Origin of the sequence: Dyadobacter sp. OTU695, assembly GCF_038440355.1 — a bacterium.
Classification (GTDB): Bacteria; Bacteroidota; Bacteroidia; order Cytophagales; family Spirosomataceae; genus Dyadobacter.
The window spans coordinates 499,970-517,626 of the sequence record NZ_JASATN010000001.1 but is presented as its reverse complement, the minus strand read 5'-3'; the positions used below and the strand labels follow the sequence as shown (position 1 = coordinate 517,626).

At 50.3% G+C, this 17,657-nt stretch carries 14 protein-coding genes; 7 read left to right on the top strand and 7 right to left on the bottom strand.

Going from position 1 to position 17,657, the window contains the following annotated elements; all coding sequences use genetic code 11:
• Positions 1-37: 37 nt before the first annotated feature.
• From AAHB90_RS02280 to AAHB90_RS02270, 3 genes are all read right to left on the bottom strand, one after another.
• On the bottom strand, positions 38-754 hold the full coding sequence (locus AAHB90_RS02280; protein ID WP_342083280.1) for a hypothetical protein: 717 nt from the start codon (positions 752-754) through the stop codon (positions 38-40).
• Between the two features lie 127 nt (positions 755-881).
• On the bottom strand, positions 882-1,301 hold the full coding sequence (locus AAHB90_RS02275) for a hypothetical protein (RefSeq protein ID WP_342083279.1): 420 nt from the start codon (positions 1,299-1,301) through the stop codon (positions 882-884).
• Between the two features lie 54 nt (positions 1,302-1,355).
• A complete protein-coding gene (locus AAHB90_RS02270) occupies positions 1,356-2,162 on the bottom strand; it encodes a glycoside hydrolase family 25 protein (protein ID WP_342083278.1) in 807 nt (268 codons plus the stop codon).
• Positions 2,163-2,318: 156 nt separating this feature from the next.
• On the opposite strand from AAHB90_RS02270, the gene AAHB90_RS02265 reads away from it, so the two are divergent.
• Positions 2,319-2,699, top strand: a complete 381-nt coding sequence (locus AAHB90_RS02265; RefSeq protein ID WP_342083277.1) for a hypothetical protein — start codon at positions 2,319-2,321, stop codon at positions 2,697-2,699.
• 76 nt (positions 2,700-2,775) lie between these two features.
• Here the strand turns inward: AAHB90_RS02265 and leuS are convergent, their stop codons facing one another.
• Entirely contained in the window at positions 2,776-5,664 is a 2,889-nt protein-coding gene (gene leuS, locus AAHB90_RS02260; protein ID WP_342083276.1) for a leucine--tRNA ligase, read from the bottom strand.
• Positions 5,665-6,321: 657 nt separating this feature from the next.
• Here leuS and AAHB90_RS02255 point away from each other — a divergent pair.
• Together AAHB90_RS02255 and AAHB90_RS02250 are read left to right on the top strand one after the other, a co-directional pair.
• The gene (locus AAHB90_RS02255; protein WP_342083275.1) at positions 6,322-7,812 is read left to right on the top strand and encodes a helix-turn-helix domain-containing protein; all 1,491 of its coding nucleotides are present in this window, start codon (positions 6,322-6,324) and stop codon (positions 7,810-7,812) included.
• Positions 7,813-8,004: 192 nt separating this feature from the next.
• On the top strand, positions 8,005-9,000 hold the full coding sequence (locus AAHB90_RS02250) for a sterol desaturase family protein (RefSeq protein WP_342083274.1): 996 nt from the start codon (positions 8,005-8,007) through the stop codon (positions 8,998-9,000).
• Here AAHB90_RS02250 and AAHB90_RS02245 read toward each other — a convergent pair.
• From AAHB90_RS02245 to AAHB90_RS02235, 3 genes are all read right to left on the bottom strand, one after another.
• On the bottom strand, positions 8,993-10,156 hold the full coding sequence (locus tag AAHB90_RS02245; RefSeq protein ID WP_342083273.1) for an acyl-CoA dehydrogenase family protein: 1,164 nt from the start codon (positions 10,154-10,156) through the stop codon (positions 8,993-8,995). The two genes, AAHB90_RS02250 and AAHB90_RS02245, sit on opposite strands and share 8 nt — an antisense overlap.
• Before the next feature lie 10 nt (positions 10,157-10,166).
• Positions 10,167-10,379 (bottom strand): type II toxin-antitoxin system HicB family antitoxin, encoded by a 213-nt coding sequence (locus AAHB90_RS02240; protein ID WP_342083272.1) that lies wholly within the window; start codon positions 10,377-10,379, stop codon positions 10,167-10,169.
• Between the two features lie 287 nt (positions 10,380-10,666).
• Positions 10,667-11,590 (bottom strand): sugar phosphate isomerase/epimerase family protein, encoded by a 924-nt coding sequence (locus AAHB90_RS02235; RefSeq protein ID WP_342083271.1) that lies wholly within the window; start codon positions 11,588-11,590, stop codon positions 10,667-10,669.
• A 291-nt stretch (positions 11,591-11,881) separates the two neighbouring features.
• On the opposite strand from AAHB90_RS02235, the gene AAHB90_RS02230 reads away from it, so the two are divergent.
• The 4 genes from AAHB90_RS02230 (at position 11,882) to AAHB90_RS02215 (ending at position 17,529) form a co-directional block, all read left to right on the top strand.
• Positions 11,882-13,465 carry an NAD(P)/FAD-dependent oxidoreductase gene (locus AAHB90_RS02230; protein ID WP_342083270.1) on the top strand — a complete coding sequence of 528 codons (1,584 nt, stop codon included), beginning with the start codon at positions 11,882-11,884 and terminating at the stop codon, positions 13,463-13,465.
• Positions 13,466-13,623: 158 nt separating this feature from the next.
• Positions 13,624-13,863 carry a DUF2442 domain-containing protein gene (locus AAHB90_RS02225; protein ID WP_342083269.1) on the top strand — a complete coding sequence of 80 codons (240 nt, stop codon included), beginning with the start codon at positions 13,624-13,626 and terminating at the stop codon, positions 13,861-13,863.
• A gap of 57 nt (positions 13,864-13,920) precedes the next feature.
• Entirely contained in the window at positions 13,921-14,574 is a 654-nt protein-coding gene (locus tag AAHB90_RS02220; RefSeq protein WP_342083268.1) for an NUDIX hydrolase, read from the top strand.
• A 165-nt stretch (positions 14,575-14,739) separates the two neighbouring features.
• Complete coding sequence (locus AAHB90_RS02215) at positions 14,740-17,529, top strand: DNA gyrase/topoisomerase IV subunit A (protein ID WP_342083267.1); 2,790 nt, start codon at positions 14,740-14,742, stop codon at positions 17,527-17,529.
• Positions 17,530-17,657: the final 128 nt, after the last annotated feature.

The following is a 17,657-nucleotide window of genomic DNA, read 5'->3' as shown; positions in this document are numbered from 1 at the left end:
CCATTCGATTGATGGCTCCCACTGCACGATTTACATATCAGGGCTTTTTCCGGCTGATGAATACCTCTTCGATGACGTATTTCCTGCTTTCCGAAGCACCATTTTCCCAACGGAAATAGATCGACGGGCGCGCAGGATTGGCGTAGGCCAGGATGTCACCTATCAACACCGGACGGTCCGTCAATGTAATATTCCCGCCCGTTTTAAGGACTGTAAGGTTAAACTTTTTGGTGCTCAAATTGAGGCTCACTATAATCGTGTGCGAAACGCCGGGAGGAATGTTACCTACCACCTCTTCTGTGCCCGGCAGCGCATTCACCAGACTGAGCTGGCCGCTCTGATCGATATACATCCGGGTAATGATTCCTGCCGAACCATCGGCAATCTCAATCAGAAGCCGCTCTCCGCTTCCCGAGTGGGTCGCATTGAAGAAGAACCACAACGGCTGCGTAAAATCCGTCGAAATCCCTTTGAAGCCCAGGAACTGATTATGGGCCGTTAACCCCGGCGTGTTGATTTCCGAGAAAGCAACCGCTTTCTGGCCGGCATTCGCGGACGCCGTCACCTTAATCCTCGGTTGTAGTTCGGTACTGTACGTGATTTCATCGCCCGCCGGGTCTCCGGGAATGTTTTTGGCAGGCAGCGAGCCTACGGTTTCGCTTTCAAATTTGGACGTAAGGATTGCAGTTGTCTTGCAGGAAGTGAACAACGTCACAGACAATAAGGAATACAGAAAGAATCGAAAAGTTTTCATAAGTGCATCGAGTTTGGTGTTTCACCAAAAGTAGCACCCTGGTTACCTTCGTTTCAGCGTAATTATACCTGCCTGATTATCCGGTTTTTGTTACGCAGTCAGGAATGGGAAAACCCCTTCTCCCGCTTCATTGCTTCTCAAACTCATACCATGGCACATTCGTAAGATCTTCGCCCTGCAATGCCATGCCATTCACGATAAGCTTTTTGGGTGCCGCCAACACCGTGACCTGCACCAGCTGACCATGGGCAGTAGTGTAAGAGAATTTGAGCCGTTTTTCGTCCGTAATTTCCACTTCCATCGCCTGATCGCGACTGACTATCTCTGGTCCGTCCCCCCGGACGATCACTTTCGTCATATCGAAATTCAGCATATTCGGTGAATGCGGGGTTACAACCCAAGTGTATTTGGAAACAAAGCCGCCAGGTGAAGCGATGGCATATTTAAAGGTTCCAGTAAAGTTGGCGGTGGAATCTCCGCGGACCGGATCGCGTTGGGCACACCCGGTGAAGAACAACACAGTCAGGACGAGGATAACGATTTTCATAGCACCAGCCATTTAGATGTAACTGATACTAATACGTAAGTAACTCAAACTAAATTATTCAGCGTTGGCCAAATTTTCCCAATCGGTGCGCTCGTGGAGGTATACATTATAATCCACAAAACCGCGGATGCCATCTACCCAGCCTTTTTCGCTGTGCTGCCAGAATAATACGTGCGCGTCGGACGCGAGGTCGTTCAGGTGCGTGCGCGAGTAGCCCGCGAGCCAGAGCGGGTATTCGTCGAAATTCCCGGAAATGTATTTGTTATAGTAATGCTCGTTCACATAAATAATAGGCTTGACACCATAATGCGCTTCGATAAGGGTTAGCCAGTTGCGAACACCCTTGATAATAATGTCGTCGGGCTTGCCGCCATTCACTTCCAGATCAAGCACAGGCGGCAGATCGCCGGCCTCCATTCTTACCTGGCCTATAAAGTTATCCACCTGGCGGTCGGACATTACGCGTGGGTTATAGAAATGGTAAGCGCCGCGTTTCATCCCTACCCTTTTCGCTTCGGCCCAGTTTCGCTTAAACTGCCTGTCGAGATGCGTTGCGCCTTCGGTAGCTTTAATGTAGACAAAATCGATGCCCACGTTTTCGGACCGGGCGTTTTTAAGTTTATCCCAATTGATCTTCGCATTATGGTGCGAAACGTCGATCCCATGCACGGCATAGCGTAATGGCAGCTTGATACCGAACTTACTGATGAACTCCCACTGGTTTTCGTCTGTCTTGTCGTTCCACCAGATAAGCCCGCCGATCACGACCACAATGGCCCCGATGATAGCCCAGCCTTTCGCTGGGAGTGGTTTCAAATAATTTACTTTACTTCCCGAGGAGCGGGTTTTCTTTTTTGTCATACCCTGCAAAATTACGAAAGATCGTTATTCCCGGCATACCGCCATTCATTTTCCATAGCTACCACTCATGTACTTTGTATTACATAGTACCTAGTATTGCCCATATATTTGAATCAACAAAACGGAATTATTAGCCATCTTTAAATGAACATAGCCATGAAATCTTCAATCAAAACAATCGCAATGACAATGGTAATCGCTGCTACCTTCGCTTTCAACTCTTTCGCAGACGACAAGGAAAGCAAAAAAGCAGCCGCATTCGGAACCGGCATTTTCGCCTCGAACAGTGGTAAGATCCAGGTCGCCATCGATAAATACACCAGCGACAAGGCTGTTGTACTGATCACCAACCGCAGTGGCGCAACCTTCTACCGCGAAGTTATCGACCGCAATACCGACAAATTCAGAAAAACTTTCAATGTGAAAGAGTTGCCTGCCGGCACTTACACCATCGAAGTTTCTGCGAATGGTCAGAAAACTGAAAAGAACTTCGAGGTAGCCGAAGTCCGCACCGAACGTCAGATTTCCATTAAGTAGCCAGCCTTAACCTGCAAGCAAAATGGCCAGCTCCGAAACCGGGCTGGCCATTTTGTTTGGTATTTCAATCTCGGGATCAGATCACCACGTTCACGATCCGTTTCGGAACTACCACTACCTTCTTGGCCGGCTTACCTTCCATCCATTTCTGAACAGTGGCGTCCGCCAAAACTTCTTTTTCGATTTCTGCTGGCGGGGTATCCAACGGGAACGTCAGCGAAGCGCGAACCTTTCCATTGATCTGCACCGGATATTCGAATACCGATTCCTGCACATATTTTGCCTCAAATACAGGAAATGCAGCTTTGGACACCATTCCAGCCTCGTTACCCAATGCGGCCCACAATTCTTCTGAAATATGCGGTGCGTATGGCGACAGCAAGATCACCAGTTGTTGCAAAACCTCTTTACTCTGGCATTTCTGGCTTCCCAATTCATTTACACACACCATAAATGCACTTACGGCGGTATTGAACGAGAAGTTTTCAATATCCTCGCCGATCTTTTTGATCGTTTTGTGCAAAGTTTTCAATTCCTCCGGTTTCGCGGGAACATCTTTTACCTGCCACTGGCCGGTTTCGGTATAAAACAGGCGCCACAGCTTACGAATGAAACGGTAAGTGCCGTCGATCCCATTGGTATTCCAGGGTTTCGCCTGATCCAACGGGCCCAGGAACATTTCGTACAAACGCAGGGTGTCAGCTCCATATCGCTCCACGATGTCGTCCGGATTCACGACGTTGAACTTTGATTTAGACATTTTTTCCACTTCCACACCGCAGATATATTTGCCGTCTTCCAAAATGAATTCCGCATTCTCACCTGCAATATCCGGACGCGTAGCTTTGAATTTCTCGACGTCCAGCACATCATTTTCGACGATATTCACATCCACATGCAATGCCGAAACTTCATATTGCGATTTCAAACCTGCACTCACAAATACAGGCTTGCTGTAATCCTCTCCCTTCACCCGGTACACAAAATTGCTGCGTCCCTGGATCATTCCCTGGTTGATCAGCTTTTTGAAAGGTTCTTCCTCCTGCACAAAGCCCCGGTCCTTCATGAATTTATTCCAGAAACGGCTGTACAACAGGTGACCTGTAGCATGCTCGGTTCCGCCGATGTACAAATCCACGTCCTTCCAGTACGCAATCGCCTCTTTCGACGCGAATTCCTCGTTATTTTTCGGGTCCATGTAACGGTACCAGTACCAGCTGCTGCCCGCCCAGCCCGGCATGGTGCTCAGTTCGTAGCCATTGCCCGACCCATGTTCCCAACCTTGCGCACGGCCCAGCGGCGGCTCGCCGTTTTCGGTCGGCAGGTATTTGTCTACTTCCGGCAGGTTCAACGGCAGTTCATTCAAATCCAGCAAGTAGGGTACCGGCTGGCCTTCGCTGTCGTTTTTGTAATAAACAGGTACGGGCTCGCCCCAGTAGCGCTGGCGGCTGAACACCGCGTCGCGCAGGCGATAGTTGATCTTGCCTTTACCTATTCCTTTTTCTTCCAGCCAGTTGATCAACTTTTGCGTTGCCTCATTGTAAGTCAAACCGTTGATGATGCCTGAATTGATATATTTTCCCTCCTTGGTCGCGTCGGCCTGGGTTTCAATTTCCTTTTGCGCGTCCAGGATCGGGATAATGGGCAGGTCGAAATGCTTCGCAAAGTTCCAGTCGCGCTGGTCGCCGGATGGTACGGCCATTACCGCACCGGTTCCGTAACCGGCCAAAACATAATCAGCAATGTAAACCGGCACCTTCTCGCCACTGAACGGATTGAGCACGTATGCACCCGTGAATGCACCCGAAACGGTTTTCACGTCCGACATCCGGTCGCGCTCCGATTTCTTCTGCGTCATGGCAATGTACGCATCGATCTCCTCCCGCTGCTCCGCCGTCGTGATCACGTCCACCAGCTCATGCTCCGGTGCGATCACCATGAACGTCACACCGTAAATCGTGTCAACACGGGTTGTGAATACCTCAATGTAGGAGGAAGGGGAGGAAAGGGAAGAAGGGGAGGAAAGGGATGAAGGGGAGGAAGGAATATTCCCTTCTCCCTTTCCTCCATCCTCCCTTTCTTCCCACACCGGAAATTTGACCAGTGCCCCAACAGACCTTCCGATCCAATTCCGTTGCTGTTCTTTCAATGATTCCGTCCAGTCTACCGTATCCAGGCCGTCGATCAGGCGCTGCGCGTAGGCGGTAATGCGCATCATCCATTGGCGCATCAGTTTCTGGATTACGGGGAAACCGCCGCGTTCGGAAACACCGTCTTTTACCTCGTCGTTGGACAATACCGAACCCAATCCCGGGCACCAGTTTACGGTTGCATCCGCGACGTAGGTAAGCCGGTATTTCAATGTCATTTTATATTGCGCCTCCTCCGACCACGAATTCCACTCTTCTGCCGTAAATGCAGGAGTATCCTCGTCGGTGGGTGCATTGATTTTGGCATTACCCTCCTGGCTGAACCTGGCTGTCAGCGTTTCGATCGGCTCTGCCTTGTCGGTGTCGTTATTATACCAGCTGTTGAACAGTTCGGAGAATATCCATTGCGTCCATTTATAATAGCTCGGGTCGGAAGTCCGCACTTCGCGGTTCCAGTCGTAGCTCAATCCCAGGTTTTTCAACTGCTCGATGTACCGGGTAATATTCTGCTCCGTGGTGATGGCCGGGTGCTGGCCCGTTTGGATCGCATATTGCTCGGCAGGCAAGCCGAAGCTGTCGAAGCCCATCGGATGCAGCACGTTGAAGCCTTTCAGCCTTTTGTAGCGGGAATAGATGTCCGAGGCAATATACCCCAGCGGATGGCCCACATGCAAGCCCGCGCCCGAGGGGTAGGGAAACATGTCCAACACATAATACTTAGGCAATTCCGACTCGTTTGACACGCTGAATGTGCCGTTCTGCTGCCAGTAATCCTGCCATTTTTTTTCTATTTCCCGATGACTGTACTCACTCATATCCTGTTGGTTGTTATGCTTCTACCGGGCAACCGTGTGTAAATCCGCCCAGTATCCTGATTATCAGAAGGTAAAGCTTTGTTTATTTTCTATTTTCCAAAATAAACCGCAAAAATAGCGTTTTTTGGTCGGATTTGGATTGTCTGTCCCATTAATAGATCACATCAGGTCCGATGACGGTATGGGAAGATAGGAGGCCCCTCCCGAGCCCTAATTTTCCCTGCCTGCATTTGCTACAAACAGGTTGCCCCTCCGGGGCATTTTATATCGGCTTCCGCGTACAACTTCAATGCCGCTCCGGAGGACCGGTAAACTGGTTGCTCCTCCGGAGCTTTTTAGACCGGCTTCCGCGTACAACTTCAATGCTGCTCCGGAGGACCGGTAAACTGGTTGCCCCTCCGGAGCTTTTTAGACCGGACTTCCGCGTACAACATAAACGTCGCTCCGGAGGAGCTTCCTGTTTGTAGCAATCGGATATCGCATGTTTCGCCGCGGCTCCGTAGGTGCCTCCTTATCGCATTGTGGAATCTTTGTGAACGGCCTCCCTTTTTTTGTTCGGCATGAATGGCGAATGCTGGGCTATTTCTACTTTTGTGTTTCATTCGTTAAATTGCCTGTAAGCAAAATCGCACAAAATCAGGCTCATATATCAGCACAGTGGCTATCAATCAAGATAATGTAAGACTGGTTTTCGGACTCAAACTCAAACAGCTCCGGCTCGACAAAGGGATGTCGCTAAGCGACCTTTCCCAGAAATCGGGGTTGTCGATTTCCTATATCAATGAAATTGAAAAAGGGAAGAAGTATCCAAAATCCGACAAGATCCTTGCATTAGCGAGCGCCATTGACGTAGACTATGACACGCTTGTTTCTTTAAAACTGAGCAAACGGCTGGAACCGATTTCCGATCTGCTCAGCTCGAATGTCCTCACAGAACTACCACTGGAACTTTTCGGTATAGATCCTGCCAATTTGCTCGAAATCCTTTCCGACGCGCCCACCAAGATCAGCGCATTCGTCGGCACACTGATCGAGATCGCCCGGAACTACAATATGTCGATCGAGAAGTTTTATTTCTCGGCCTTGCGGACCTATCAGGAAATGCACGACAACTATTTCGAAGACATCGAACTGGAAGCAGAGCGTTTTCTCACGGAGCACAATGTAGAAGCGGCACGGATGCTCGACGAGCAACAGCTTGAAAGCATCCTGAAGGACCAGTACCATTACACGATCGAGCCGATCAACGAGCGAGCGAACCCCGAATTCGCCACCGTGCGATCACTTACGATTACCAATGCAAACGGCACCCGCCTTTTGATCAATGCGCATCTATCCTCCGTTCAGCGGGCGTTTATCTACGGACGGGAAATCGGGTACCTGTATCTCAACCTGAAAAACCGGCTGCATACGACGGCGCTCGTGGAAGCGGAGTCGTTTGAGCAGCTTTTGAATAATTTCAAGGCTTCCTATTTCGGTAGTGCCATCATTATCAAAAGAAGCCTGCTGGTACCGGCCATCGCCGATTTTTTTGCACAAAAAACCTGGCAGCCCGAACAACTGATCCAGCTCATCCACGATTTCAATACCACGCCGGAGTCGTTCTGCTACCGGCTCAGTAATATCCTGCCGCGCTATTTTGGCATTAACCAGATCTTCTTTTCGCGTTTCAACAACTTCGTAGGGCAGAATATCTTCCATATGACGAAGGAAATGCACATCTCCAGAAAGCATTATCCCCACACCGTTCGCGATGAGCATTACTGCCGCCGCTGGGTCGCGCTCACAATCCTGAACGACCTGGGAGATATCATTTTGGCCAAACAGCCGCCCCGTATCTTGTGCAAAGCGCAAAAATCGACTTACATCGACACGCAGGACCAGTACCTCGTAGTGAGTTTCGCCCAACCGATGTCGCCCGCCCCCAACCTGAACGTGAGCGTGTCGATGGGTATTTATCTCGATGAGCAGACGCGGGAGAAGCTGGCATTTCTCGACGATCCGGCCCTGACATCCAGGGAGGTAAACCAGACTTGCGAACGCTGTTCACTATTCGATTGCCGGGAACGCATTGCCGCGCCGGTGATCCTTCAAAAACGACATAAGAACGAAGAACTCAGAAAAGCGCTGAAACGAATGATTAATTAGTCATTTTCAACAATTTATCATATTTAAAAACGTAAACCCGGGAAAATTTGAACCTTCGATGGGGGTTTCCTGTCAAATGAATGTCTGTTTAAGTAATCCGCCGGTTTCTATTAAAAAAATCTTAGAAATCGACGGGGTCAATTTTACGGTTCCCTTCTCAACTATCTTTGTTTACTATTTGAAGAAATTGCTATGCCCGGCACTTATGATTTTGAGGATCTCTTATTAAAACTGTCGACACCGTTTTATATATGTCTGATCGGCCTTGAGATCTTTTTAACACACAAAGCACCACACGACGAACTGGCCGAACGCCCCGCCTATTCGTTCAGGGATACACTTATGAATGCAGCGCTCATGCTGCTGAACGGCGGGATCGATTTGCTTTTCCGAGCCGCCTATGTAGGTGTACTGATCTGGTTTTACAATTTTTCTTTCGTAGAACCGATCGCAAATCCTGCTATGTACTGGCTGGCATTGTTTCTGGCAGAGGACCTTGCTTTTTACACCCTGCATTATGTGGACCACCATTGCCGTTTGTTTTGGGCCGTGCATGTAACGCACCATTCGTCGGAGCATTTCAACCTTACTACGGGCTTCCGGTCGTCGGTATTTCAGCCACTTTACCGTTTCATTTACTTCATTCCGCTGGCATTGGTCGGTTTCAACCCCGCTGATATTATTGTAATGTATTCCATCACGCAGATTTACGGCATTATCGTTCACACCGAATACGTGGGCAAACTCGGCTGGCTGGAATACATTTTGGTAACGCCCTCACACCACCGCGTACACCACGCGAGTAACATTCAGTACCTCGACAAAAACATGGGCATGTGCCTGATCATTTGGGACCGTATTTTTGGTACTTTTCAGGAAGAACTCCCCAACGAACCGCCACGGTACGGCCTTACCAAAGCCATGGAGCAACGCGGCCTGGCCCAGACCGTTTTCCACGAATGGAAGGCCATCGGGGAAGATTTCATGCAGCCCGTGGATTTTAAGACGAAACTGAAATATCTTTTAAAAGCGCCAGGATGGTCGCCCGACGGATCGAGGGAAACTAGTAAGGATTTGCAGCGAAAACTAGCGGATATGAATTCGACTTCGGCTGTCAACAATCAGCCCTCGAACGACATGAAACTCAACAGCCGACAGCCGACGGCCGAAAGCCAAAGTACTATTTAAACGCCCCGATCCCCGTAATCTCCGCGCCCAAAATCAGCAAATGGATATCGTGTGTTCCCTCGTAGGTAATCACCGATTCGAGGTTCATCATGTGGCGCATAATAGGATATTCGCCGGTTATGCCCATGGCGCCAAGGATCTGGCGGGCTTCCCGTGCGAGGTCCAGTGCCATGGCTACGTTATTTCTTTTGGCCAATGAAATTTGTTCGGTAGTGGCATTACCTGCGTCCATGAGCTGGCCCAATCGCCATGCAAGCAGTTGTGCTTTGGTAATTTCGGTCAGCATTTCGGCCAGTTTTTTCTGTGTCAGCTGGAATGCAGCAATGGGTTTATCAAACTGAATGCGTTCCGCTGCATACTTCACAGCCGTTTCATAACAATCGATCGCCGCGCCGATAGCGCCCCAGGCGATACCGTACCGCGCTTTGTCGAGACATTGCAATGCGGCTTTCAAACCGACGGCACGGGGCAATAAGTTTGCTTCGGGAATAAATACGTGGTCAAAAACCAGTTCGCCCGTCGCACTTGCGCGTAACGACCATTTGTTATGGATTTCCGGAGTTGAAAAACCTTCCATCCCGCGTTCAACGATCACACCCTGCACCCTGCCCTCTTCATTTCGTGCCCATACCACGCCTATATGTGCAAAAGGGGCATTGGAAATCCACATTTTGGAGCCATTGAGCACATAGCCGCCTTCGGTTTTGGTTAAATGTGTCTGCATACCGCCCGGATTGGAGCCATGATCAGGCTCGGTCAACCCAAAACACCCTAGCCACTCGCCGGTCGCCAGTTTCGGCAAATATTTCCTTTTTTGCTCCACCGAGCCGAAAGCGTAGATGGGCCACATCACCAGCGAACTCTGTACGGAAACGGTCGATCGCATCCCCGAATCGCCCTTTTCAATCTCCTGGCACATCAAACCATAACTCGTATAATCCAAGCCGCCCCCGCCATATTCGGCCGGAATTGTGGGGCCAAATACGCCCAGCTCGCCAAATTTTGGTATTAAATGCAGTGGAAATTCCGCGCGTTGGGCAAGATCCTCGATAACAGGTTTGATTTCTCGGTCTGAAAAATCGCGGACTGCCTGCCGGATGAGGCGTTGCTCTTCGGTAAGCAGGTCGGAGATATTGAAAAAGTCGGTTTGGGCCATTTAGAAAGAATCAGGCATGAATAAGCTTGCCCTTCGCTTCTGGAATCTCGCGACCGAGTTCTTTCGCCGTTTCGATCCATTCTTTGACCACGCGCTGCACATTGGCCAATGCCTCGCTTTGTGTCGCACCATCAGCCATACATCCTGGAAGCTCGGGGACTTCAACAATAAAGCATTGATCCTCTTTGCTCCAATACATGATCAATTCATATTTATTGTTCATAGCTGAAAAGGTTGTATTTTAAAACTATTGTTCTGACTTGCTTAACCTGATACGGTTTTGCTTTATTGCCCCGAGGCTGAATGTTTACAATTTCCGAAATATTCCTCTTATAAAAAATTCTGTGGCTGCCAGAGCCCATTTTTTCCTGTGAAGCCAAGATTGAGCAGGAGTAGCCTCAATTCTTCAAAACTAAAATTGTTATCAGACTCCTCCGACAGCAATTTCAAAATCAGCTTTTCAAATTTACTCATACAAATAGTGTGTTGACTTAGAGAATAAATATAACTTCAATTTCCAAAAACCTTCTTCACATAAACCAAATCCTCCTTGTGCGCCTGCACGCCGTCCATCGTTTTCGGCGAAGTTTTTTCGAGACATTGCTCCAAAACCAGATGCGGCTTCACGCCCAGTCCGTCGAGCATTTGTACCAGTTTTGGATAATCAATATCCCCTTCCGTGAACGTCTCCTGCCAGATACCCCCTTTCGATTGCCGCAAATGCAGCTCGGCTATCCGCTTGCCATACAATTTAACGATGTCGAACAACGCCACCTGCGAATTGCCCGACCCACGGTAAACCCAATGCACGTCGAGGCACAGTGATACGTTTTTAGGATCGGTAGCAAGCAGCATATGGTGAAACTCCCGTGCTGCTGCGCGCAGCTCCACGTCGTGCGTATGATATGCGAGGGTCATACCACGTTTTTTCAACTCCGCGCCCAGCTTGTCAAGGTTCCGGGCCTGTTCGGTCAGTTGCCCGTCCGATTTGTTTTTATCGCTTCCCCATTGGATCGGATTGGGATTGGTAACAATGATCTTCGTATCCGCCGGTTTGAGTGCATCCGCAATCGCCAGTACCGATCCGATGGATTTCGACGCTTCTTCCGCCTCGTGTAAGGACGTATTCACATACACCGAGGGCATCGATAGCTGGTATTTTCTGAGTAAAGGCAATAGCTTGGGCACCTCGTCGGCATTGTTGAACGCCGGCTCATAGGCTTTCAGGCCTGTCGAGGCAAATTCAGCCAGCGACGCATCCGGATCTTTCCCCCAATCCTTTCCATCACGGGCATAAAAGGTGATCCATGAATATTGATTGCAGGAAAGCGGCAATGTACCAGCATTGTGCCCGGCGCGGGCCGTCTTGGAAAGCACTGCGGCCCCGGCGGAAACAGCCAGCGTGTTCAGGAATTGGCGGCGGTTTTGCGACATTTTTAGTGTTTTAAAGTTTGCTTGATCGTCGGTAATGGGAAAAGGAAATTGGGGCGGTTTGTTACCCGCGGGTGGTCATTGGGATGGTCAGGCATTGTCAAGAGGTGGTCAGGGATTGTCAAGAGGTAGTCAGGCATTGTCGTGAGGTGGTCAGGCATTGTCAGGGATGGTCAGGTATCGTCAAGAGTGGTCAGGATTGGTCAGGTACGGTGGTGTCGGCTGGATGGGGATTTGTTGGCTGGGAAAGTCTGGTTACCTTTGTGTTGTTAAAGGATAAATCCCTTTCTGATAATGCAACATACGCTTCAACTGACCCTGGCGCCGGAAATCGCGCTGGATGACGACAATTTCCGTCGATTTGTAATTCAAAAACTCCGTCTGCGAGAAAGCGACAATCCCTTCATTCGCAAAACGCGCCAGTCGATAGACGCACGCAGCAGACAGGTAAAAATTAATATACAAGCCGAAGTCTACGTCGGGGAGACCCCACCTGTATTGGCAGGCACACGCATGGTATACCCGGATGTGAGCAAGCGCCCGCAGGCGTTGATCGTCGGTTGCGGGCCGGCCGGAATGTTTGCCGCATTACGATTGATCGAATTGGGTATCAAGCCGGTTTTATTTGAAAGAGGAAAGGACGTGCGCACCCGACGACGCGATCTGGCGGCTATCAATAAGGAACATTATGTCAATCCCGAGTCCAATTACTGCTTCGGGGAAGGCGGCGCGGGGACTTACTCGGACGGTAAGCTCTATACCCGGTCCAACAAACGCGGCGACATTCGCAGGGTACTGGAAATATTCGTCGCGCACAGCGCCAGCGAGCAGATATTGATCGACACGCATCCGCATATCGGTACCAACAAATTGCCCGTCGTCGTTGCCGAAATGCGCGAAAGCATTTTGAAAGCAGGCGGGGAAATTCATTTCGATACCAAAGTGACAGATTTGATCGTCCGCAACAACCGCATTACGGGCGTAGTGACGAACGACAAAGATGAGCACACGGGAATTGGCGTTATACTGGCCACAGGCCATTCAGCCAGAGACATTTACGAGCTGCTTCACACCAAGAATATCCTGATCGAAAGCAAATCCTTCGCAATGGGCGTGCGGATCGAACATCCTCAGAACACGATCGATAAAATACAATATCATTGCGACGTCGATCGCGGGCCGTATTTGCCTGCGGCATCTTACAGTCTGGTGACGCAAACCCGCTACAAAGGCGTCCAGCGGGGTGTTTTCTCTTTTTGTATGTGCCCGGGCGGCTTCATCGTTCCGGCCGCTACTGCTTCCGGCGAGGTGGTCGTCAATGGCATGTCGCCCTCCCGCCGTGACTCGCCCTATGCCAATTCGGGCATGGTGGTGACGATCGAGGAAGCTGACCTTGCCCCGTATAAAGCATTCGGGCCAATGGCCGGTCTGCAACTGCAACGCGAACTGGAACAAGCCGCTTGTAAACTTGCAGGAGCCACTCAAACAGCGCCGGCTCAGCTTGCCGTGGATTTTGTAAAAGGCAAAACTTCCCCCCACCTGCGCGATACATCTTACCAGCCGGGCCTGCAATCCGTCGACCTATACGACGTTCTGCCGGGACACATTGCATTCCCGCTCCGCGACGCATTATCGGATTTCGGCCGGAAAATGCGGGGTTACCTCTCCGGCGACGCCCAGTTGATCGGCGTCGAAAGCCGTACTTCGTCGCCCGTCCGCATTCCCCGTGAGCGCGAAAGCTGCGAACATCCGGAAATCAAAGGTTTGTTCCCCTGCGGCGAAGGCGCCGGGTACGCCGGGGGCATTATGTCGGCAGCTATGGACGGAGAAAGATGCGCCGAGCAGCTGGCGCGGTTGTACACGCACCTCCCCGTGTAAGCCTTCACAATCCTGACTGGTAATTGTTATATTTGCTTATATTGCTTTTTTACAATATTACCGAAGGATCTGCACTAGTCGAGGAATGCTGAGTTGATTGTTAAAAAGTGGCACGACTTTCATGGAGAATGAATTGTCGTTATCAAAAACGTATAACTATGAAAATCACGAAGGTTTGGTTCGACGAGACCAATATATATCTGGTTCTGGACAGCGGTCACACAATCGGGAATCCGCTTGCCTGGTTCAAAAGATTGGAAAATGCCCCTGCTGATCAGCGGTTACGCTTTGAGATCGGTCCATTAGGCGATAGTGTTCATTGGGAAGAACTGGACGAAGACCTAAGCCTTGAAAGTTTCTTTGATTTTAAACGGGAACTTAACTACGCAAAGATTTAGCATACAAGGCCACTATTTAAACTGATGCCAACACGACTATCAAATTAACCGCCTGACATGGCCGCATTGGAATCATTTTACGCTTTTACCGAACAGCTGACACATAAACTGACATTTCCGTTACCCGGTGAGACGGCCCACCGCGTAATGCAGGCCTCTTCCCGACTTCGCCTTACTTTCAAGCCCAATGCCCGGACCCGCAGAAGTGCCGTGCTCATTCTTTTTTATCCTCACCAGGGCGAAATATATTTCCCGCTGATCCTGCGACCCGCGTACGATGGTGTGCACAGCGGCCAGGTAGCATTTCCCGGCGGACGCTATGAATTGAGCGATGAGAACCTGATCCGCACGGCATTGCGTGAAGCGCAGGAAGAGATCGGTCTGCGACTCACGGATGTTAAAATTCTGGGGGCATTAACTGAGCTGTTTATTCCCGCAAGCAACTTCTACGTGCTGCCGGTAGTGGCGGCGATGCCCTACCGCCCCGGCTTCTATCCCGACCCCCGCGAGGTGGAAGATATTTTTGAGATCAAACTCGAAGAAATTTCTGATGTTAATATTATCGGTTCGAGCGACATTCAAGTACGTGGGGAACAGGTATATGCACCTCATTATATGGTACAGGGTTACAAAATATGGGGCGCTACCGCGATGATGGTCAGCGAGCTGCTAGCGGTACTTAATGCATCAGACCCGGCTTCTGAAAGCTAAGTTTTATCGCTTAAATTGCTATATTAGCAGTTAATTCAACCTGATCTTCCGGTAAACTTCACCCTGTTTCTTTCTTTTTGAATGAGCCAGCCCCCTATGAAGACCGGGAAGCGCATGGCTGACCAATTTTTTCTGAATACTTAAAACCTGGTTCCTCCTACATTTATGGACGAAAACGGAGCTGCGCCCGGCGCAGAAGATAGCGGATTGCATGATAAACTGCCCATTTCGGGCTTATACGAAAACTGGTTTCTTGATTATGCTTCTTATGTAATTCTGGAGCGTGCCGTTCCGGCGATCGAAGACGGTCTGAAACCCGTTCAGCGCCGCATTATGCACGCACTGAACGAGATGGACGACGGCCGCTTCAACAAGGTGGCCAACGTGGTCGGTTCTTCCATGCAGTACCACCCGCATGGCGACGCATCCATTTATGATGCGATCGTCAATATCGGGCAAAAAGAGCTCCTGTTCGATACGCAGGGTAACTGGGGCGATATCCGTACCGGCGATGGCGCGGCGGCGGCACGTTATATCGAAGTCCGGCTGTCGCGCTTTGGGAAGGAGATCGTTTTCAACGACGACACTACCGAATGGCAGCTTTCCTACGACGGCCGTAAGCGTGAGCCGATCACATTGCCGGTAAAATTCCCGTTGCTGCTTTCGCTGGGCGTGGAAGGTATCGCCGTAGGATTATCCACCAAAATACTCCCGCACAACTTCTGCGAACTCATCGAGGCGTCCATCAGCATTCTCCAGGGCAAGGAAGTAGCAATTTTTCCCGACTTCCTTACAGGCGGTTTGGTAGATGTTTCCAACTACAACGACGGCCAGCGCGGGGGGAAAGTGCGGGTACGTGCCAAAATCGAGGAAGAGGATAAGAAGATGCTCGTCATCCGCGACATTCCTTTCGGTGTTACCACGACTTCGCTTATCGAATCGATCATTAAAGCGAATGATGCGGGTAAGATCAAGATCAAAAAGGTAGTGGATAATACGGCGGCGGATGTGGAAATCCAGGTGCATCTGGCGCCAGGCGTTTCGCCCGACATTACCATGGACGCCTTGTACGCGTTCACGGAATGCGAGGTCTCCATTTCGCCGAATGCGTGTATCATTATTGCAGAAAAGCCGCATTTCGTCGGTGTTACCGACATTTTGAAATACAATACCCAGCAAACCGTCCACCTGCTGCAGCGCGAGCTGGAAATCAAGCGGCTGGCATTGCTGGAAAAGATCCTTTATGGCTCGCTCGAAAAGATCTTCATCGAAAACCGCATTTACCGTGATATCGAGGAATGCGAAACTTTCGAGGCCGTCATCCGGACGATCGACAAAGGCCTGGAACCTTACAAACCACAGTTTTACCGCGAAATCACCGACGACGATATTGTAGAGCTGACCGAAATCCGCATTAAACGGATCTCGAAATACGACGGTTTCAAGGCCGACGAGCTCATGCGCAAATGGCAGGAAGACCTCGCCGAAACCGAGGATAACCTGGCACACATTACCCGTTTCGCGATCGAGTATTTCAGGGATTTGTTGAAGAAATACGGCAAAGGACGAGGCAGAAAGACTGAAATTCGTGCATTCAACCAGATATCGGCCAATATCGTAGCAGCTAACAACCAGAAACTGTACGTCAACCGGGCGGAAGGTTTTATCGGTTACGGCCTGAAAAAGGACGAATATGTGATGGACTGCTCGGACATCGACGATGTTATCGTGTTCCGGGCCGATGGCCGGTGCGTGGTGACAAAAGTACAGGAAAAGGTTTTTGTCGGCAAAGACATTATCCACTGCGCCGTTTTCCTCAAAAACGATGAAAGGAAGGTGTACAATCTGGTGTATGTCGATGGCAAAACCGGCGTGTCCTATGCCAAACGCTTCCAGGTAACCGCCGTCACGCGCGACCGCGAGTACGACCTCACACAGGGAACGCCCAAGTCGAAGATCACTTATTTTACAGCGAACGATAACGGCGAGGCCGAAATCGTCACGGTTAATCTCCAGGCCCAAAGCAAAGCGAAAGTCAAGCAGTTTGACTACAACTTTGCCGAACTGCTGATCAAAAACCGCAGTGCGATGGGGAACATTCTGACGAAATATCCGGTCCGGAAAATTACCCTGAAACAAGCCGGCCGCTCGACATTGGGTGGCGTAGATATGTGGTTCGACCCGATTATCGGCCGCCTGAACCGCGACGAGCGTGGAGAATATCTCGGCAATTTCGGCCCGACGGACAACATTGTAGTCATCTACAAGGACGGCTCCTACGAGCTGACCAACTTCGATTTAACAAACCACTACGAGCCGCACGAAGTGTTGCTGGTCAAGAAATTCGATACCAAGCTGCCGATTACCGCCATTTACTTTGATGGAGGACAAAAACAGCATTTTATCAAAAGGTTCAATATCGAGACCTCTTCGCTCGACAAGAAATTTCTTTTTATCAGCGATGCCAAAAACAGCAAGCTGATCCTCGCCAGCACGGATGTTCGCCCGCGCCTGGAAATCGTTTATCCTAAAACGGCCCAAAAAGAACAGAGCGCCGAGGAATACCTGGTAGAGGAAATGGTCGATATCCGCGGCTGGCGGGCGCAGGGGAACCGCATACCGAACGACAAGTTCAAGGAAATCCGCTGGCTCGAACCCCTGGCTGTGCCGGTAGAGGAAGCTGCCGGCGCCCCGGAAGCCGACGGCCCGACGATGGACGACGATGACAGCGACGAAACTCCGGATGACACGGCGGCCGGCGATCCGGCGACCGGCGATCCGGCGAATGCTTTAATGGAAAATACTGTTAATCCTCAAGAGGACGAAGACAACGGAGAGGCCGCCGGCAGCGCAGAAGAGGACAACAGCTCCGACGCCCCCCAAAGCGAGTCAAAACCCAAAAAAGAGGGCAAAAAAGGCTCCGATCCTAAAAGTCAGCTTGGGTTGTTCGAATAGCGAACGAAACAGAGCGCTTCAGGCAACAAAAATACCCGCCGATTGCGTACGTCATATCTGGACGCCGACGTACGCAATCCGGGCGAATTTCCAGGAACTGAAAATTCAAAAAAGGCAACGCGTGCACA